At 69.1% G+C, this 17541-nt stretch carries 18 protein-coding genes; 11 read left to right on the top strand and 7 right to left on the bottom strand.

Translation table 11 applies throughout. The features are described from left to right. Window positions 1-2 precede the first annotated feature (2 nt). Window positions 3-533, top strand: a complete 531-nt coding sequence (locus ACLD0U_RS11325; protein WP_206821841.1) for an AAA family ATPase — start codon at window positions 3-5, stop codon at window positions 531-533. A 5-nt stretch (window positions 534-538) separates the two neighbouring features. On the opposite strand, the gene ACLD0U_RS11320 is transcribed toward ACLD0U_RS11325, so the two are convergent. Then, complete coding sequence (locus ACLD0U_RS11320; RefSeq protein ID WP_410340661.1) at window positions 539-1213, bottom strand: GAP family protein; 675 nt, start codon at window positions 1211-1213, stop codon at window positions 539-541. Between the two features lie 129 nt (window positions 1214-1342). Between ACLD0U_RS11320 and ACLD0U_RS11315 the strand changes: the two genes are divergently transcribed. Next, on the top strand, window positions 1343-2428 hold the full coding sequence (locus tag ACLD0U_RS11315) for an ATP-binding protein (RefSeq protein WP_206551438.1): 1086 nt from the start codon (window positions 1343-1345) through the stop codon (window positions 2426-2428). A gap of 12 nt (window positions 2429-2440) precedes the next feature. Then, on the top strand, window positions 2441-4165 hold the full coding sequence (locus ACLD0U_RS11310) for a SulP family inorganic anion transporter (RefSeq protein WP_179410021.1): 1725 nt from the start codon (window positions 2441-2443) through the stop codon (window positions 4163-4165). 40 nt (window positions 4166-4205) lie between these two features. On the opposite strand, the gene ACLD0U_RS11305 is transcribed toward ACLD0U_RS11310, so the two are convergent. Next, a complete protein-coding gene (locus ACLD0U_RS11305) occupies window positions 4206-5876 on the bottom strand; it encodes an ABC-F family ATP-binding cassette domain-containing protein (protein ID WP_410340660.1) in 1671 nt (556 codons plus the stop codon). A gap of 293 nt (window positions 5877-6169) precedes the next feature. Between ACLD0U_RS11305 and ACLD0U_RS11300 the strand changes: the two genes are divergently transcribed. After that, a complete protein-coding gene (locus ACLD0U_RS11300) occupies window positions 6170-6466 on the top strand; it encodes a hypothetical protein (RefSeq protein WP_410340659.1) in 297 nt (98 codons plus the stop codon). A 41-nt stretch (window positions 6467-6507) separates the two neighbouring features. On the opposite strand, the gene ACLD0U_RS11295 is transcribed toward ACLD0U_RS11300, so the two are convergent. After that, complete coding sequence (locus ACLD0U_RS11295) at window positions 6508-7158, bottom strand: alpha/beta hydrolase (protein WP_410340658.1); 651 nt, start codon at window positions 7156-7158, stop codon at window positions 6508-6510. Between the two features lie 44 nt (window positions 7159-7202). On the opposite strand from ACLD0U_RS11295, the gene ACLD0U_RS11290 reads away from it, so the two are divergent. Then, window positions 7203-7790 carry an NUDIX hydrolase family protein gene (locus ACLD0U_RS11290; protein WP_179410024.1) on the top strand — a complete coding sequence of 196 codons (588 nt, stop codon included), beginning with the start codon at window positions 7203-7205 and terminating at the stop codon, window positions 7788-7790. A gap of 153 nt (window positions 7791-7943) precedes the next feature. Here ACLD0U_RS11290 and ACLD0U_RS11285 read toward each other — a convergent pair whose 3' ends face one another. Then, a complete protein-coding gene (locus ACLD0U_RS11285; RefSeq protein WP_410340657.1) occupies window positions 7944-9026 on the bottom strand; it encodes a threonine aldolase family protein in 1083 nt (360 codons plus the stop codon). Window positions 9027-9089: 63 nt separating this feature from the next. On the opposite strand from ACLD0U_RS11285, the gene ACLD0U_RS11280 reads away from it, so the two are divergent. Then, window positions 9090-10577, top strand: coding sequence for an MFS transporter (locus ACLD0U_RS11280; RefSeq protein WP_410340656.1), 1488 nt, complete (start codon window positions 9090-9092; stop codon window positions 10575-10577). 37 nt (window positions 10578-10614) lie between these two features. On the opposite strand, the gene ACLD0U_RS11275 is transcribed toward ACLD0U_RS11280, so the two are convergent. Both ACLD0U_RS11275 and ACLD0U_RS11270 read right to left on the bottom strand, forming a co-directional pair. Beyond that, window positions 10615-11259 (bottom strand): SDR family oxidoreductase, encoded by a 645-nt coding sequence (locus ACLD0U_RS11275; RefSeq protein ID WP_410340655.1) that lies wholly within the window; start codon window positions 11257-11259, stop codon window positions 10615-10617. A gap of 23 nt (window positions 11260-11282) precedes the next feature. Beyond that, window positions 11283-12686 carry a DUF6421 family protein gene (locus tag ACLD0U_RS11270; protein WP_410340654.1) on the bottom strand — a complete coding sequence of 468 codons (1404 nt, stop codon included), beginning with the start codon at window positions 12684-12686 and terminating at the stop codon, window positions 11283-11285. Between the two features lie 71 nt (window positions 12687-12757). Between ACLD0U_RS11270 and ACLD0U_RS11265 the strand changes: the two genes are divergently transcribed. From ACLD0U_RS11265 to ACLD0U_RS11255, 3 genes are read left to right on the top strand one after another with little or no spacing between them, the layout of a single operon-like run. Beyond that, complete coding sequence (locus tag ACLD0U_RS11265) at window positions 12758-13210, top strand: Lrp/AsnC family transcriptional regulator (protein ID WP_179410028.1); 453 nt, start codon at window positions 12758-12760, stop codon at window positions 13208-13210. 36 nt (window positions 13211-13246) lie between these two features. Next, on the top strand, window positions 13247-14224 hold the full coding sequence (locus ACLD0U_RS11260) for a 1,4-dihydroxy-2-naphthoate polyprenyltransferase (RefSeq protein ID WP_410340653.1): 978 nt from the start codon (window positions 13247-13249) through the stop codon (window positions 14222-14224). A gap of 5 nt (window positions 14225-14229) precedes the next feature. Next, window positions 14230-15027 carry a protein phosphatase 2C domain-containing protein gene (locus ACLD0U_RS11255; RefSeq protein WP_410340652.1) on the top strand — a complete coding sequence of 266 codons (798 nt, stop codon included), beginning with the start codon at window positions 14230-14232 and terminating at the stop codon, window positions 15025-15027. 17 nt (window positions 15028-15044) lie between these two features. On the opposite strand, the gene ACLD0U_RS11250 is transcribed toward ACLD0U_RS11255, so the two are convergent. Continuing rightward, a complete protein-coding gene (locus ACLD0U_RS11250) occupies window positions 15045-15299 on the bottom strand; it encodes a DUF4229 domain-containing protein (protein ID WP_179410031.1) in 255 nt (84 codons plus the stop codon). Between the two features lie 87 nt (window positions 15300-15386). Here ACLD0U_RS11250 and ACLD0U_RS11245 point away from each other — a divergent pair, with 87 nt between their 5' ends. Together ACLD0U_RS11245 and ACLD0U_RS11240 are read left to right on the top strand one after the other, a co-directional pair. Next, window positions 15387-15755 (top strand): PLDc N-terminal domain-containing protein, encoded by a 369-nt coding sequence (locus tag ACLD0U_RS11245; RefSeq protein ID WP_179410032.1) that lies wholly within the window; start codon window positions 15387-15389, stop codon window positions 15753-15755. Further along, window positions 15752-17539, top strand: a complete 1788-nt coding sequence (locus ACLD0U_RS11240; RefSeq protein ID WP_410340651.1) for a thiamine pyrophosphate-binding protein — start codon at window positions 15752-15754, stop codon at window positions 17537-17539. Before ACLD0U_RS11245 ends, ACLD0U_RS11240 begins: the two co-directional genes overlap by 4 nt. Window positions 17540-17541: the final 2 nt, after the last annotated feature.

Below are 17541 nucleotides of genomic sequence, written 5' to 3'. Positions count from 1 at the left end.
ACGTGAGGATCGCGGTCTCAGGGGCACACGCCACCGGCAAGACCACGCTGATCGGCGACTATCTCGACGAGAGGCCGGGGGTCGAGCACGTCCCCGACCCCTTCGAGCTGGTCGAGCACGCGGCATCCGCTCCCGGGTTCGAGGAGTTCGCCCAACAACTCCTCGTCTCGGCGCGGACGCTGTCGGCATCGACACCCGGCGCCGCTCGTATCATCGAACGCACCCCGCTCGATTTCGTCGCCTACCTCAACGCCCTGCACGACCTGGGTCGCACCGCGCACCCGGCGCCGGATGAGCTCGTGGCTGTTGCGGAGGATGCGCTGGCGCATCTGGACCTGTGGGTCGTGCTGCCGATCGAGCACCGCGACCCCACGGCACCCGGCCCCGACGAGGACCTGCCCCTGCGACGCGCCATGAACGATGCGCTGCTCGAGCTCGTGGATGCGGCCGACCTCGCCAGGCACACCCGCGTGATCGAGATCACCGGCTCGCGCAGCGAACGGCTGCGCCGCCTGCTCGCCGAGAGCGATTGACCGCTTCAGAAGTTGCCGAGCGCCTTGCCGATGATCTGCGCACCGAGCACGAGGAAGAGCGTCATCATGATCACCGCGTTGTGCGCGGTGAGCCAGGTGCGGATGCCCGAGAGCAGCGTCGCGGCCTTGTGTGGCGCCACGATCACGGCGATCACCGGGATCACGACGGTCAGCGCCGCGATGAGACCGAAGACGAGCACCACGGTCAACCGCTCGGGCACGTCGAGCTCGGCGCGTCCGATCACGCTGCCCGCGGCAACGGCCAGCAACAAGTTCTTGGGGTTGATCGCGGCCAGCACGAACGCCAGCCCGGTAGCGGCGAACGGGTTCATCGAGTCGATCTTCGCCATCCACGCCGGCAGTTCGGCCTCTTCGCCCGGCGCAGGGCGAGAACGCCACTGACGTGCGGCCAACAGCAGCAGCAACGCCCCCAGCACGAGCTGGATCACCGCGATCACGGGCTGCGCGCCGTCGGATTCCTCGGGCTCGGGGATCACCCCCGCCAGAAGGGTGAAGGCCGTCGTCGCCACCAGCACGCCCAGCAACCAGCCGACCAGGAACCCGAGTCCGAGCTGCCGCGGACGCGGAGACATCAGCATGAGGATCACCGCGATGAGCGGGATCGGACTGATCGCGATACCCACGGCGGTGGGTAGAACACTACCGAGAACCTCGAGCATGGCAACCTCCGTGCGCGAATGATGGGGACCCTGCTCATCATGGCAGGGCGATCCGCTCTCGTCACGCGCCGGATCATCCTCTACGTTCAGTGGTACGCATGGCCCCGTCACGCACAACGAAGGTGGAAGATGACGCAGCTGACGATCGGTACCGAACTCGACACCCCGAACGCGCCGGTTCAGCTGGACGCGCGCCGATTCAACCGCCACACGTTCTGGTGCGGCCAGAGCGGCAGCGGAAAGACCTACGCGCTCGGGGTCGTGCTCGAGCAGCTGCTGCTGCACACCGAACTGCCCATGCTCATCCTCGACCCCAACTCCGACTTCGTCCGACTGAACGAAGCGCGAGAGAGCGCCGGTGACGACGTTGCGACCCGGATCGCCGAGACTGACATCCGGGTGTTCCACTCCTCACGCTCCGACGGCGAACGCCTGCACGTGCGCTACGTCGACCTCTCGACGCCGTCCAAGGCGGCGCTGCTGCAGCTCGATCCCATCGCCGACCCCGAGGAGTACAACCTGCTGCTGCACATCGAAGAGCACACCGAGGTGATCGACACCGACAACATGGTCGCCCGGCTGCGGGCATCCGACGACCCGGGAATGCGGCGTCTCGCCAACCGCGTCGACAACCTCGAGGTGCTCCACTGGGACCTGTGGTCGCGGGGCTCGACCACCGTCACGGATGCCATCGATGAGCGGCCGCGTGCGACCGTGATGGACCTCGGCGGGTTCGCACACCAGGCCGAACCCAAGATCGCCGCGCTCGCCGTCCTCGAACACCTCTGGCGCAACCGCGAGGAACGCCGACCCATCCTCATCGTGATCGACGAGGCGCACAACCTGTGCCCGCCGAATCCCCGCACCGACGTCGAACGCGCACTGACCGAGCAGCTGGTGCAGATCGCGGCAGAGGGCCGCAAGTTCGGCCTGTGGCTTCTGCTGTCGACGCAGCGGCCGACGAAGATCCACCCCAACGTGCTCTCGCAGTGCGACAACCTCGGTCTGATGCGGGTGAACGCGCCGCGGGACCTCGCCGAACTCGCCGACGTCTTCGGCTTCGCCGGCGACAAGGTCAGCCGATCACAGCGGTTCACGCAGGGGCAGGCGCTGTTCGCGGGCGGTTTCATCGCTCAGCCCACCTACGTGCAGATGGGGCAGCGGTTGACCGAGGAATCCGGCGGCGACGTGCGTGTGCCGCTGCGCGAGGGCTGAGCAGGACGCGCCATGGCAGACACGTTCGCAGCGGTCAAGCGGAACCTGCGCGGCTACCTGCGCCGCTTCGGCGGGCGCAAGACCGTGGCATCCGATCTCAAAGCCGGACTCGTGCTGGGCGTCGAGAGCGTCCCCGACGGGCTCGCCGCCGGCGTCCTCGCCGGTGTGAACCCACTGCACGGCCTGTACGCGTACATGTTCGGCGCGATCGGCGGGGCGCTTGCCACCGGGTCGGCGTTCATGACGGTGCAGGCCACCGGTGCGATGGCGGTGATCATCTCGGATGTCTCGGCCGAGACCCCCGGCGGCCTGACACCGGCCGCGTTGACCACTCTCGGGCTCATGGTCGGCGTGATCATGCTCGTGCTGGGGATCGCACGCCTCGGTTCGCTCGTGAGGTTCATCCCGACCGCCGTGCTGGTCGGTTTCGTCAACGCCGTCGCCGTGAACATCGTGCTCGGCCAGATCGACAACGCCACCGGCTTCGCCGCCGAGGGCGCCAACCGCATCGCCAGGACCCTGGACTCGCTCCTGCACTTCTGGCAGTGGAGCTGGCCGACGATCCTCGTCGGCGTCGTGACCGTCACGCTGATCCTGCTGCTGGAACGCACCCGGCTCGGAGCACTGGCGCTGGTCGTCGCGGTGATCGTCGGGTCCGGTCTGGCCGCCGCGCTGGCGCTGCTCGACGGCATCGATCGGGTCGCCACGATCGGCGACATCGCCGAGGTTCCGCAGACGCTGCCCGGCATGCAGATGCCCGACCTGTCGGTGGTGCTCGCCCTGATCGTGCCGGCGCTCTCGCTGGCGCTGGTGGGGCTCGTGCAGGGTGCGGCGATCAGCGGGTCGATCGCGAACCCCGACGGCCGCTACCCCGATGCGTCGGCGGACTTCCGTGGCCAGGGGATCGCGAATCTGGCATCCGGGTTCTTCCAGGGCATCCCCGTCGGCGGGTCGATGTCGGCGACGGCCCTCGTGCGCGCGGCAGGTGCCAGGACCGCCCTGGCAAACCTCTTCGCCGGAGTGGTGATGGGCATCACGGTGCTGGCCTTCGCCTCGCTGATCGGCTACATCGCCATGTCTGCACTGGCGGCCCTGCTCATCATCGTGGGCGTTCGCACCTTCAAGGTGCACGACATCTACATGGTGTGGCGTACCGGTATCGTGCAGGCGACGGTGCTGACGGTGACATTCGTGCTCACCCTGCTGATCCCGCTGCAGTACGCCGTGCTCACCGGCGTCGGACTCGCGGTCATCCTGATCGTGGTGCAGCAGTCGAACCGGGTCGTGCTGCGGCAATGGGAGTTCGACGATCTCAGCGCGCTGCCGATCGAGTCCGCTCCGCCGGCCACGATCCCGCCGGGTGAGGTGGTGGTGCTCGCCCCGTATGGAAGCCTGTTCTTCGCTGCGGCGCCGGTGTTCGAGAAGCAGCTCCCCGCCGTACCGGCGCGTCTCGAGGGTGCCGTCGTGATTGTGAGACTGCGTGGCAAAGAAGCGCTCGGCAGCACCTTCCTGCGGGTCATCGCGACCTACGCCGAGCGGATCCGCGCTGCCGGCGGGACGCTGATGATCTCGGGCGTCAGCGAGGCCGTGCACCGGCAGCTGCGCGATACCGGGATCATCCGCCGGATCGGTGAACGGCAGGTCTTCCGCGCACACGCCCGCGTCGGGGAATCGTTGCAGCAAGCGCGAGACGCCGCGCAGCGACTGATCGATGAGCGGGGAGGCGCCGACGACTGACGTGACTCGGGCGGCGCGGTCCGCACCGCCCGAGTCGTGATCACGGCACCTCGCGCAGCATCCGCTCTCCGTCGTCGTCGACCGACACTTCCAGCGTCAGGTCGATGTCGAGACGCGCGAGGAACGCGTCGTCGTGACTGACGACCAGCACGGCACCCCGGTAGGCGCGCAGCGCCCGCACCAGCTGCTCGACCGTATCGAGATCGAGGTTGTTCGTCGGCTCATCGAGCACCACGAGCTGCGGAGCCGGATCGGCGAGCAGCAACGTCGCCAGGGCAACCCGGAATCGCTCGCCGCCCGACAGTGCCGCCACGGGCCGGTCGACGGCCGCCCCACGGATGAGGAAGCGCGCCAGCCGGTTGCGCAGCTGCTTGTCGGGCACGTGCGGTGCCGACGCCGCCACGTTCGCGATCACCGAGGCGCGGTCGTCGAGCCCATCGACGCGCTGCGAGAGGTACCCGATGCGGTCGACGTGTGGGGCGCAACTCCGGAAAATCTGCCCGAAACCATCCGGAACAGCAGAATCCGGGCCGATCCGGCCCGTTTCTCCGGAGTTGTGAACAGCGGATGCCATCAGCCGGCGCAGCAGTGTGGTCTTGCCCGCCCCGTTCGCGCCGATGAGAGCGACCCGCTCGGGCCCCTGGATCACCCACGACCGTTCGCCGTCGCCGAGCGTCGCGATCCGCCTGCTCGCGGGCACCTGCGGGTCGGGCAACTCGATCTTCATCGTCTCGTCATCGCGCACACGGTGCCCGGCGTCATCCAGTGCCTGCCGGGCGGCCTCCTCCCTTCCGGCCATCTCGGTGCGCAGCCGACCGGCCGACACCTGCGCAGCGCTCTTGCGCCCGCCGGCGATGATCTTCGGAACCCGCTTCTCGACCTCGGCCTTGCGGGCCGTCTGCGCGCGTGTGGCGAGCTTCAGCTCAGCCTCGATCCGTTGACGCTTCTCTCTCTTCAGCGCCTGCTTGGCGTCGCGTTCGGCCTGCTCGGCCGCGGCCTGCTCGGCATCCAACCAGGCCCGCCACTGCGAGTACGGGCCGCCGAACACCGTGAGACGGTTCTGGTAAAGCTCGGCCGTGGCATCCATCAGCTCCAGCAGCGAGACGTCGTGACTGACCACGATGAGTACGCCCCTCCAGGCATGCACCATATCGGCCAGGCGTGCTCGCGCCCCGCGGTCGAGATTGTTGGTGGGCTCGTCGAGCAGGGCGATCGGGGCGCGGCGGAGACGAATGCCCGCCACCGCCACGAGCACCGCTTCACCGCCCGAGAGCTCACCGACCGTGCGGTCGAGGAACGACGGATCGAGGCCCGCCTCGGCGAGCGCTGCTTCGGCGCGCGCTTCGATGTCCCAGTCGTCGCCGACCGCATCGAAGTGCGCCGGGTCGACGTCGCCCGCGGCGATCGCGCGTACCGCGTCCAGCGTTACGGCGACGCCGAGCAGTTCTGCGACCCGACGACCGGTGTCGAGGGTGAGCCGCTGCGGCAGGTACGCGGCCTCGCCGCTCATAGTGACGTGACCCGATGTCGGCTGCAGATCGCCGGCGAGCAGACGCAGCAGCGTCGTCTTGCCCGACCCGTTGCGGCCGACCAAGCCGGTGCGGCCAGGGCCGATTGCGCCGGTCAGCTGGTCGAGCGCGACGGTCCCGTCGGGCCAGGTGTGGGTGAGCCCGTCGAAGGCGACGGGCGCGGTGGAGGTGAGTGATGACATGGGCGACTCCCGGATGTGTGCGGGTGCGCGGATGCCGACGGCTCGCCGTCAGAGGGCGAGGCGGTCTGCGAGATGAACCCGGATGCCGGGGAAGAACAGGATCGTCGGATCGGCGCGTGGATGATGACGCGGAGGCGACGATTCAGATCAATGGACTTCCCAACACGGCGGACAGGGGCTCGAAGACTGTATCCCGGGCGTGTCGCACTTCGCAACCCCGGAGCGGTCGATCCCCGGGCCCTATCCGTCGCGCGGGGGAGGTGCCAGCCCGGGCGGACGCGTATCGTCGAGGAATGCACGATCATCCGAGCGGCCATGAGACCAGCCGGCGCCTCGCACTGGGGGCGGGCATCGCCATCGGCATGGGCGTCGGCGTCGCCCTCGGTGTGGCCCTCGACAACATGGGCCTGGGGATCGGCCTCGGTCTCGCGATCGGCGTCGTCATCAGCGCCGCCCCAGAGTGGCTGGGCTCCCTGCAGCGGCGCCGCAGCGCACCGGAGGACCCGGAGCCCGACGATGCATCCGAGGTCGTACCAGACGCGGATCACGATGACGGTTCCGACGACGTCGACGACGAACCGCGCCCCTGAGTCGGGACACGGGCGCTCAGTCGTCGGTGTTCACAGCGCCGTCACTCTGCCGTCGCGGCGTCCCGCCACTTCGTGAGGAACACGCGCACGTCGGCGAGCTCCTGTTCGGAGATGCTGTGCGTCAGTCCCGCGTACACGCGGCCGGAGAGCTCGGCGTGATCGGGCAGCCATTGCGCCGTGTGGGCGACGAGGGATGCCGGGATCACGTCGTCGTGGCTGCCCCGCCCCCAGAACACCGGCGGGCGCTCATCGCGCAACCGTGCGTCGTGGGGGAGCTCGCCCATCGCTGCATAGCCGCTCAGCGCCACGACCGAGGCGATGCGCGACGGTGCGAGTCGCAGCGCCTGCAGCGAGACGGCCGCGCCCTGCGAGAAGCCGAGCAGTGCGACGGGGGTCGTGGGTTCGGTGACCTCATCGAGCCATGCCAGCAGGGCCTCGGCCGCGGTTGTGATGCCCGCGGCGTCCCGGGTGTCGAGCGAGTCGATCGGGTACCAGGAGCGCCCCGGCATCGGCCACGGCGGCGTCAGCGGTGCCGCGACGGCGGCGACGGCGATGTCATCGGGCAGATAGGGCACCAGACCGAACAGGTCGTTCTCATCGGCGCCGTACCCGTGCAGCAGCACGAGCAACGGCTTGCCCTCGCGGGGGCCGGCAGACCAGAGCGTGGCGGTCGGATCGATCGAGACGGTCACGGGTCCATCCTGCCAGCAGCGTCCGACGCTGGTAGAAATGAGCCATGACGGTGCGCACACCCGACCCAGATCCCGACGACGACTTCGGGCTCGACGCCGCGCCGCCGCGCGACAGCAACCCGGGGTGGTTGACCGACATCGAGCTCGCCGAGGCCCGCCGCCGCCTGCCGATGCTGTACGTCGAGGCGATCCCCGTGCGCACCGATGGCTCCGGTCAGGTGACCTCGATCGGCGTACTGCTGCGTTCGACGCCCCTCGGTGAGATGACGCGCACGATCGTCTCGGGCCGCGTGCGGTACGGCGAGAGCATCCGCGACGCCCTGTTCCGGCACGTCGAGAACGATCTCGGGCCGATGGCCTTCCCGTTGCTGCCCCCGTCGCCCGACCCGTTCACGGTCGCCGAGTACTTCCCGCTGCCGGGGATCAGCGCTTTCCATGACGACCGTCAGCACGCCGTCTCGCTGGCGTTCGTGGTGCCGGTCACGGGCACGTGTGAGCCGCGCCAGGATGCACTGGAAGTCACCTGGTTCACCCCGCAGGAGGCCGCGTCCGACGCGCTGGCCGCCGACATGGAGGGCGGCCGGGGAACACTGCTGCGCCAGGCGCTGTCGCACCTGGGCCTGCTGCGCTGACAGCATCCGCCCCGCTCTGCTCTGCCCCATCTCGCCCCGCCCTGCCCACAACGCCGAGACCCCCACTTCTCGTCGAGACCCCTACGTATGGACGTCCATACGTGGGGGTCTCGACGCCAGGTGGGGGTCTCGACGAAAGAGCGACGGGCCGGGTCAGGCCGTGGTGAGGCGGGCCAGCTCGGCGACGAAGGCGTCGACGTCGGACTCCTGGGTGTCGAAGCTGCACATCCAGCGCACCTCGTTGCGTGCGGCATCCCAGTCGTAGAACCGGAACTTCTCGCGCAGCTGGTCCGCGACGCCGTCGGGCAGCGTCGCGAAGACGCCATTGGCCTGGGTGGGCTGAGAGAAGCCGACACCGCGGATGCTGCCATCGGCGAGCCCCTGTTCGACCTCGGCCCGCAGGCGGGCCGCCATGGCGTTGGCGTGGCGGGCATTGCGCAGCCACAGGTCGCCCTCGAGCAGGGCGATCAGCTGCGCCGATACGAAGCGCATCTTCGACGCCAGCTGCATGTTGAGCTTGCGGCCGTACAGCAGGCCGGCGGTGGCCTGGGGGTTCAGCACCACGACCGCCTCGCCGAGCATCGCGCCGTTCTTCGTGCCGCCGAAGCTGAGCACGTCGACGCCGACGTCGCGCGTGAAGGCGCGCAATGGCAGGTCGAGGGCGGCGGCGGCGTTCGACAGGCGTGCGCCATCGAGATGCAGCTTCATGCCGCGCTCGTGTGCGTGGTCGGCCAGCGCGCGGATCTCGTCGGTGGTGTACAGGGTGCCCAGTTCGGTCGACTGGGTGATCGACACGACGAGAGGCTGTGCGCGGTGCTCGTCGCCCCAGCCCCACGCCTCGCGGTCGACCAACTCGGGCGTGAGCTTGCCGTCGTCGGTGGGCACCGTCAGCAGCTTGAGCCCGCCGACCTTCTCGGGCGCCCCGCCCTCGTCGACGTTGATGTGCGCGGTGGATGCTGAGATCACCGCGCCCCACCGCGGCAGCATCGACTGCAGACCGACGACGTTCGCGCCGGTGCCGTTGAAGACCGGGAAGGCCTCGACGCCCTCGCCGAAGTGCTGAACGAAGACCTCGTTCAGGCGCGCGGTGTACTGATCTTCGCCGTAGGCGACCTGGTGACCGCCGTTGGCCGCCGCGATCGCGGCGAGCACCTCGGGGTGGATGCCGGAGTAGTTGTCGGATGCGAAGCCGCGCACGGTGGTGTCGTGCAGCGGGGCGTCATGCAGAAGGCTCACCGCACCAGCCTACGGGCGCACGGTCCTCGCGCGTGCGCGCGCGAGAAAAGATATCCAGATCGGATGCCCGAGGTGCCCCTATCCGATGTCGGTGGCCGTGATTACTCTCGTACCGTGATCGATACCGCAGCGAGGCGGGCGTTCGCGAACGTCCTGGTCAACACGCTCATCGCCAATGTGACGACGAGCTTCCTGTGGTTCGCGCTGACCTTCTGGGTCTACCTCGAGACGCGGTCGGTGCTGGCCACGGGCATCATCGGCGGCGCCTACATGCTGTTCATCGCCTTCTTCTCGATGATCTTCGGCACGCTCGTCGATCGGCATCGCAAACATGCGGTCATGCTCGTGTCGAGCGTGGTCTCGGCGGCGGCGTTCATCGTTGCCGGCCTCATCTACGCGGTCCATCCCGAGGCTGCGTTGCTCGACCTGGGCGGTCCGTGGTTCTGGCTGTTCTCGGGCGTCATCCTGTTCGGCGGCGTGATCGAGCAGCTGCGCAACATCGCGCTGTCCACGACCGTGACCCTGCTGATCCCCGAAGAGCGTCGGGCCAACGCCAACGGGCTCGTGGGAACCGTGCAGGGCATCGCGTTTCTCATCACGAGCGTGTTCTCGGGGTTGGCCATCGGTTTTCTCGGCATGGGGTGGACGCTGATCATCGCCATCACCGCGATGGGGCTGACGTTCGTGCACCTGCTGTTCGTGCGGATACCTGAGGGCGAGCCCGAGCGCGATCCGAGCGCACCGGGCGCGTTCGACTTCCGCGGCAGTGTCGCGGCGATCCGTGCCGCGCCGGGGCTGTTCGCGCTCATCGTTTTCTCGACGTTCAACAACCTCATCGGCGGTGTCTACATGGCGCTGATGGACCCCTACGGGCTGACGCTGTTCAATGCCCAGACCTGGGGGTTCGCCCTGGCCTTCGCCTCGACCGGGTTTCTGATCGGCGGTGCACTGGTGGCGAAGTTCGGGCTCGGCAAGCGGCCCGTGCGCACGCTGCTGCTGGTCGTGATCGCGATGGGCGCGCTCGGCGCGCTGTTCATGCTGCGCGAATGGTGGCCGCTGTTCGTCATCGGCATGTGGTTGTACATGATGCTCATCCCGCCCGCCGAGGCTGCCGAGCAGACCGTTATCCAGAAGGTCGTGCCGTTCACCCGCCAGGGTCGGGTGTTCGGTATGGCCGCTGCGATGGAGGCAGGGGCAGCGCCGATCACCGCGTTCCTGATCGCCCCGATCGCCGAGTTCCTGATCATCCCGTACATGCGTGCGGACGAAGGGCAGCAGCAATGGGGGTGGTTGCTCGGCGACGGCGAGACCCGCGGGATCGCGCTGATCTGCCTGTTCGCTGGCCTGATCATCGTGGTCGTGGCGGTGCTGGCCTTCTTCACCCGGTCCTACCGCACGCTCAGCGCGCTCTACGAGAACGCTCCTGAACAACAGCTGCCGCCGCCCGAAGCCGCCTTCGACCCGATCGCCGCACGCGGCGGATTGGTCGAAGAACCCGTCCTCCGTGACGAGTCGAGCGACGAGGAACCCCCGGCGAAGACGGCCGAATGACGTCCGCGACCGGAGCGCTGCCGACCCGGCGCCGCGCTCACCCCAGGGGGAGCACCCGGTCGTTCAGGTCGGTGGCATCCGACGCCCACAACTCGACCGCGGCGCGCGCCAGCGCGTCCGGATCAAGCGCCCCCTTGGCGCGGAACACGACCGAGGCGGCAGCCAGAGGTCGCTCGCCGTCGCGGGCGGCCTTCGCGAAGCCGTGCGCCACAGCGCGCGTCCAGGCCTCGGTCGCCGACTTCACGGCGGCGTAGTTCGCGCCGCCCGCCAGCGGTCGCTCCACGGCCGTCGACGACACGACGGCGAAGCGTCCGGCATCCGACGCCTGCAGTGCCGTGTCGAACGCGCGGCTGGTCGCCCGCACCGCGTGCAGAGCGGGGAGCAGAGCGGCGAAGTCCTCGTCGCTCTGCCCCGCAAGACCACCGCCGCCGCGCCACCCGCCGACCAACGGGATGACCCCGTCGACGCGACCGAGACGCGCGGCGAGTGCGGCCATGTCGCTCAGATCGGTGGCATCCGACACCTCCACCTGCGCACCGGCCGCGGCCAGCGGTGCCAGGCGCTCGACCGAGCGGCCCGTGGCCACCACGCGCGCGCCGGCCGCGATCAGTGCCTCAGCGACCGTCTGTCCGGCGGCGCTGGTCGCGCCGGCCAGGACGATCGTGCGTCCAGCGATGCTCATGGCGGCCCTCGGGTCTCTCTGGATCAGTTGTCGGTGCCGCGGATGCCGACGGTCGATTCGATGACCGGCTTCATCTTCTTGTCGAGCGCCTCGAAGAACATCGACAGCGGGAACTCGTCGTCCAGCACTGCGTCGGTGAACCCCTTCGGCGGCCCGGCGAGCACCTCATCCGAGAGCCCGCGCGCCCACACCGAGGCCGGGTGCGGTTCGAGCGTGGAGCGCACCAGCTCGTACGCGGCCAGCCAGTGAGCGGTCTTCGGCCGGTCGATCGAGCGCCAGTACAGGTCGTCGATCGCGTCTCCGAGCGCGACGACGGCCTCGGGCACGCGCTCCCAGTCGAAGGCGAGCTGGGTGTCGGTCCAGTGCAGCACACCGCGCTGGTGCAGCCAGGCGAACAGCAGCTGTCCGCCGAGGCCGTCATAGTTGCGCAGGCGCGAACCGGTGATCGCGAAGCGGAAGATGCGGTCGAAGATCACGGCGTACTGCACGAGGCCGGCGTGCTCGAGCATCTCCTGCTCGGCGTCCGACAGGGCATCGGTGCGCTCGGCGAGCGACTTCTGGATCTTCACCGACTCGCGGAACGCGGTCAGATCGCACCGCAGCTCTTCGAGCGAGTACAGGAAGTACGGCATGCGCTGCTTGATCATGAACGGGTCGAACGGCAGGTCGCCGCGCATGTGGGTGCGGTCGTGGATGATGTCCCACATCACGAACGTCTTCTCGGTGAGCTGCTGGTCATCCAGCATCCGCGCCGCGGCCTCGGGCAGCTCGAGCTTGGTGATCTGCGATGCCGCGCGCACGACGCGGCGGTACCGCGCCGCCTCGCGGTCCTGGAAGATCGCGCCCCATGTGAACGGCGGGATCTCGCGCATCGCGACCGTCTCGGGGAAGAGCACGGCCGAGTTGGTGTCGTACCCGGGGGTGAAGTCGATCAGGCGCAGCGACACGAACAGCTTGTTGCCGTAGTCACCTGCTTCGAGCTCGGCGATGAACTCGGGCCAGATGGTCTCGACGATGAGCGCCTCGACGAGGCGGTCGCTGGAGCCGTTCTGCGTGTACATCGGGAAGATCACGAGGTGGCGGATGCCGTCGACCCGGTTCTGCTGGGGCTGGAACGCCACGAGCGAGTCGAGGAAGTCGGGCACGCCGAAGTCCTCATCGGCCCAGCGCTGGAAGTCGACCACGGCCGCCTCGAGGTAGGCCGCGTCGTGCGGGAAGGACGGGGCGAGCGTGCGGATGCTGCCGATGATGGTTCCGACGAGCGCGCGCGCCTCGTCGTGCGCACCGGTCTCGGGGATCGAACCGTCCTTGACCTGGTGGGTGCGCAGAGCGATCGCGGCGGCCTTGAGCTGCTGCCACGCTGCGGTGTCCTCGACGACCTCGGGTTCTCCGATGACGGCCTGCGTGTGCGGCGTGATGATGGACATGTGAACCTCCGATCGCGTAGACAACGGAAATTTTCCGGTGATTGCGTGTTTCGTTCGCTATTATTCCACTCATGGATGATGCTGTCGACCACGCACTTCTCGCCGCCGTCTCACTCGACGGGCGCGCGACGCTCGCGCAGCTCTCCCAGGAGGTCGGGCTGTCGACCTCAGCCGTGCAGTCGCGGCTGAAGCGACTCGAAGCGCGGGGCGCGATCGCCGGCTACCAGGCCGTGCTCGACCCCGAACAGGTCGGCGCGCCCCTGTCGGCGTTCATCGAGATCACCCCTCTCGACCCCGCCCAACCCGACAACGCCCCGGAACTGCTCGAACACCTCGCGGCGATCGAGGCGTGCCACTCCATCGCCGGCGACGCCGCCTACATGCTCTTCGTGCGCGTCGCCTCGCCGCGCGCACTGGAACAGCTCGTGCGCGACATCCGTCTGGCGGCGAATGTGAGCACACGCACCACGGTCGTGCTGCAGACCTTCTACGAGCGGCGTCCGATCGTGACCGCCACGACCTGACGTGATTCCCCGGCCGGCATCGCGACGGCCAGTAGGATGCCCAACGTGGCAGGAAAGTCCAAGAAGAACAGCAAGAAGCGCGCTCAGCACCGGCCGCGCACCAGCGGCAACCCGGCCAAGCAGCCCGTACTGGAGCTCCCGCCGGTGACGGTGAAGGACTGGATCGGCGCCGCACGGTTGCGCACGCTGCCCCTCGCGGCCGCGCCCGTCATCATCGGCACCGGAGCCGCGCAGACCATCGATCACAACCTGCACTGGGTGATCGCGCTGTTCTGCCTCGCCGTCGCCCTCCTGCTGCAGATCGGCGTCAACTTCGCCAACGACTACAGCGACGGCATCCGCGGCACCGACAGCGAACGCGTCGGTCCCGCCCGCCTCACCGCCTCGGGGCGTGTGCCCGCCAAACGGGTGCTCACCGTCGCGCTGGTGTTCTTCGCGCTCGCCGCCCTCGCCGGGCTCGCCATCGTCATCCGCACGCAGCAGTGGTGGATGCTCGCCGTCGGCGCCGTCTGTATCGTCGCGGCCTGGTTCTACACGGGCGGCAAACGCCCCTACGGCTACAACGCGCTGGGCGAGGTGTTCGTCTTCGTCTTCTTCGGCCTCGTCGCCACGCTGGGGACCACGTGGGTGCAGGCCTTCGCTCTGCCGTTGCCGGCCTGGCTGGGAGCCATCGCCGCCGGACTGTTCGCCTGCGCCGTGCTGCTGGCCAACAACCTGCGCGACATCGTGCAGGACGGTCGGGTCGGCAAGCGCACCCTCACCGTGCTGATCGGCAAGCGCGCCACCCAGGTGCTGTTCACGCTGTTCGTGCTGGTGCCCTTCGGGATCGCGGCGATGATCGCCCTGATCTACCCGATCGCCTGGCTGTCGCTGCTCGCTCTGTTGGCCGGGGTGCCGGCCATCGTCATCGTCTGGTGGTACCGGCAGCCGCGCGAACTGGTCATCGCCTTGGGTCTGACCTCGCTCACGGCGCTCGCGTACGCCGGGTTCCTCTACTGGGCGTTCGTGGGCTGATCCTCATGGATCCCGTCCTGTTCGCGCTTCCCGCGCGGCCCGGGCGGGAGAGTGAGGACGCCTGCGCGCTCGGCGAGGGGATCGCGGTCGTTGTCGACGGTGCCGGTCTGCCGAAGTCGTCCCGCCGCGGATGCGGGCATTCGGTGGCGTGGTACGCGAGGATGCTCGCCGAAGCGTTCCGCGTGCGACTGGAGAACCGCACGACGCGCATGACGGATGCCCTCGCCGGCGCGATCGGTGAGGTGACGGCGGCGCATGCCGACACGTGTGACCTCGCCCTGGGGTCGCCGAGCGCCACCGTCGCCGCCTGGCGGATCACCGGCGATCAGATCGAACACCTGGTGCTGTGCGATGCGTCGATCGTCGTGGTCACCGCCGACGGCGGCGTGCGCGAGATCACGGATGCCCGCATCGACGGCGCAGTGGGCAGACGCGCCGCGCAGCTGGCGGCCCAGGCCGGAATCGCCGAGGCGCCCGCCGAGATGCGCTTCCGGGCGCTCGATCAGATGCGCAACGTCGACGGCGGGTTCTGGTGCGCGCACACTGATCCCGGCGCCGCCCGACACGCCCTCACCGGGCGGACGCCCGTGGCGGATCTGCGTGCGATCGTGGCGGCATCCGACGGCGGCACCCGCGGCTATCAATGGCTGGCGGCGCACTCGATCGAGCGCTTCGCCGAGCTGGCGGTGCAGGAGCGGTTGGGCGAGATCGCCGACGAGATCCGCGCGGCAGAGGCGGGCGCGCCCGTGCGAGTGTTCACCAAGCCGCACGACGACATCACGCTGGTCGCGCTGACGCGGTGACCAGCTTGCGGCTCGGGTCACTCCGAGGCGGCGTCCTCTACGTCTTCGTCAGACGTCGCGCGATTGCGCTTCTCATAGATCTGGCGGGACGCGTTCGACAGCGGCGCGCGCAGGAACAGCAATGAGATGCTCATGCCGATCAGCGCCGAGAACAGCGCGGCCAGCCACCAGAACTCCCGGAAGATCGGGAAGAAGAGCCACATGATCGCGAGCGGCACGATGAACGCCAGCAGCCGCAGCACGGTGTAAACGAGGAGAGGTGGCAACTTCACCGCCCCAGTCTACGATTCGGGCTTAGGTGGTGGCTGAGCGCGGGCATCCGCCGTGCCGCCGCCGCGTAGGCGACCTACACTGGGGATATGGCTCGTGCTCTGATCGTCGGCGGTTTCCTTGCTGTCATCTTCTGGGTGTTCAGCATCGTCGACGTGTCCGTGCAACCGGCCGACCGTCACCGCGGCGTCTCCAAGGGCATCTGGGTACTGATCGTGGTGCTGCTGCCGGTGCTCGGCGGCATCCTGTGGTTCGCGCTCGGACGTCGCCGTCAGGGCGACACCCGCACCACTCTCTCGCTGCACCCCGACGACGATCCCGAGGCGCTGCGGCGCATGAGCACGGCCGAGCAAGATGAGCGCATCCGCCAGATGGAACAGGACGAGCGCATCCGCCAGCTCGAGGAAGAGCTCGCGCGCCTCGATGACGAGACCGACGGTGCGGATCCGCGGTCGTGACCGCGTCGCCGGCGAGTGATGCCGCGGCCGATCTGCTCGCCGAGCTGATCCGTCATGGCGTGCGCGATCTGGTGCTCGCGCCCGGCTCGCGTTCTCAATCGATCGCTCTCGCGGCGGTCGGCTACGCCCGAGCGGGCGTTCTGCGGGTGCACGTGCGCATCGACGAGCGCGCCGCCGGGTTCACAGCGCTCGGCATGGCTCGCGAGACGGGCGTGCCCGCGGCGGTGCTGTGCACCTCGGGTACGGCCGCGGGCAACCTGCTTCCCGCGGTGATGGAGGCCTTCCATGCCGGCGTGCCGCTGCTGCTGCTGACCGCCGACCGTCCGCCCGAGTTGCGGGGTATCGGTGCCAACCAGGCGACCATGCAGCCCGGGATCTTCGGAGCGTTCACGCGTCTGCTGATCGACGCGCCCGTGCCGGCGGACACGGCGACCGCCGATTCTGTGTCGGAGATCACCGGTTCTGTGTCGGATATCTCAGACGAAACCGATGCAGACCGGCGTGTTGAGCCCCGGCACGCCGAGCAGAGCACGATCGGCCTGGGGGTTCCCACCGCATGGACGGGGCTTGGCGTCCGTGCCGTGCGCGCGGCTCTCGGACGCGACGGCGAAGGACTGCCCGGCGTCCGTGGCCCGGTGCAACTGAACCTGCCGACGAGGGAGCCTCTGTCGGCGACGATCGAACTTCCGGCCGTCACGCCCGCGGACGCACCGACCCCGCCGCGTGCGGAACCTCTCGTGCTGCCGCGCGGCCCGCGCACGGTCGTGATCGCGGGGGCGGATGCCGGGGCGGATGCTGAAGAGCTCGCCCACAACGGCGGCTGGCCGCTCATCGCCGAGATCGTGAGCGGTGCACGATTCGGACGCCTGCTCGTGCACGGCTATCGCGAACTGCTCGGCGAGGCCGCACTCGGCGGCCGCATCGAACGGGCCGTGGTGCTCGGGCATCCGACGCTGAGCCGCGAGGTCGCGGCGCTGCTGGCGCGTGAGGACGTCGAGGTGCTCGCGGTGCGGTGCGGGGGAGAGGCGCTCGATCTGAACGGGCACACAAGAGCGCTGGATGCCGTCGATGTGGCACCCGGCGCGGTCGATCGAGAGTGGTTGGGGGCATGGATGACGGCCTCGCAGGCGCGCATGGTCGACCTCAGCGCGCCCGCACCGGATCACGACGGGCTGTCGTCCGACGACAAGGCCACGCGGCTGGGAGCCGTGCGCGCGGAGTTGGACGCCGTACGCGCCCGGGTCGATCGCGAGATGCTGGTGGATGCCGTCTGGCGGGCGACCTGGCCGCATGACCGGCTGGTGTTCGGGTCGTCGCGCCTGGTGCGGGTCGCCGACCGGGTGCTGGGCGGCAAGAAAGTGCCGGTGCACGCCAACCGTGGCCTGGCGGGTATCGACGGGACCATCGCAACGGGGATCGGAATCGCGCTGGCGAGCCAGGCCGAGGGATCGCCGGGGACGACCCGCGTGCTGCTGGGCGACCTGTCGTTCTTGCACGACGTCGGCGCACTGCTGCTGCCTCAGGACGAACCGGCGCCGCGCATTCAGGTGATCGTCGGCAATGACGGCGGCGGAACGATCTTCGACGCCCTCGAGGTCGCCGGCACCGCACCAGCGGCCGACCTGGACCGAGCGTTCTATACGCCGCACGCCGCGAACCTGGCGGCGCTCGCCGACGCCTATGGCTGGCAGTTCTCGCGGATCGACACCCGGTCGTCGCTGGACCAGGTGCTGACCTCTCCGATCGACGGTCCGCAGATCATCGAGATCCCTCTGGAACGCTGACG

This window comes from Microbacterium sp. 2216-1, assembly GCF_046507855.1.
GTDB lineage: Bacteria > Actinomycetota > Actinomycetes > Actinomycetales > Microbacteriaceae > Microbacterium > Microbacterium esteraromaticum_C.
This window is presented reverse-complemented; position numbering and strand designations above follow the sequence as displayed.

What these genes read in the sequence shown, in the direction of transcription:
- ACLD0U_RS11270 (WP_410340654.1), bottom strand. Translation starts at nt 12,686, where the DNA reads ATGTCCATCATCACGCCGCACACGCAGGCCGTCATCGGAGAACCCGAG.
- ACLD0U_RS11310 (WP_179410021.1), top strand. Translation starts at nt 2,441, where the DNA reads ATGGCAGACACGTTCGCAGCGGTCAAGCGGAACCTGCGCGGCTACCTG.
- ACLD0U_RS11280 (WP_410340656.1), top strand. Translation starts at nt 9,090, where the DNA reads ATGCCCGAGGTGCCCCTATCCGATGTCGGTGGCCGTGATTACTCTCGT.
- ACLD0U_RS11245 (WP_179410032.1), top strand. Translation starts at nt 15,387, where the DNA reads ATGGCTCGTGCTCTGATCGTCGGCGGTTTCCTTGCTGTCATCTTCTGG.
- ACLD0U_RS11305 (WP_410340660.1), bottom strand. Translation starts at nt 5,876, where the DNA reads ATGTCATCACTCACCTCCACCGCGCCCGTCGCCTTCGACGGGCTCACC.
- ACLD0U_RS11275 (WP_410340655.1), bottom strand. Translation starts at nt 11,259, where the DNA reads ATGAGCATCGCTGGACGCACGATCGTCCTGGCCGGCGCGACCAGCGCC.
- ACLD0U_RS11300 (WP_410340659.1), top strand. Translation starts at nt 6,170, where the DNA reads ATGCACGATCATCCGAGCGGCCATGAGACCAGCCGGCGCCTCGCACTG.
- ACLD0U_RS11290 (WP_179410024.1), top strand. Translation starts at nt 7,203, where the DNA reads ATGACGGTGCGCACACCCGACCCAGATCCCGACGACGACTTCGGGCTC.
- ACLD0U_RS11255 (WP_410340652.1), top strand. Translation starts at nt 14,230, where the DNA reads ATGGATCCCGTCCTGTTCGCGCTTCCCGCGCGGCCCGGGCGGGAGAGT.
- ACLD0U_RS11320 (WP_410340661.1), bottom strand. Translation starts at nt 1,213, where the DNA reads ATGCTCGAGGTTCTCGGTAGTGTTCTACCCACCGCCGTGGGTATCGCG.
- ACLD0U_RS11315 (WP_206551438.1), top strand. Translation starts at nt 1,343, where the DNA reads ATGACGCAGCTGACGATCGGTACCGAACTCGACACCCCGAACGCGCCG.
- ACLD0U_RS11260 (WP_410340653.1), top strand. Translation starts at nt 13,247, where the DNA reads ATGCCCAACGTGGCAGGAAAGTCCAAGAAGAACAGCAAGAAGCGCGCT.
- ACLD0U_RS11265 (WP_179410028.1), top strand. Translation starts at nt 12,758, where the DNA reads ATGGATGATGCTGTCGACCACGCACTTCTCGCCGCCGTCTCACTCGAC.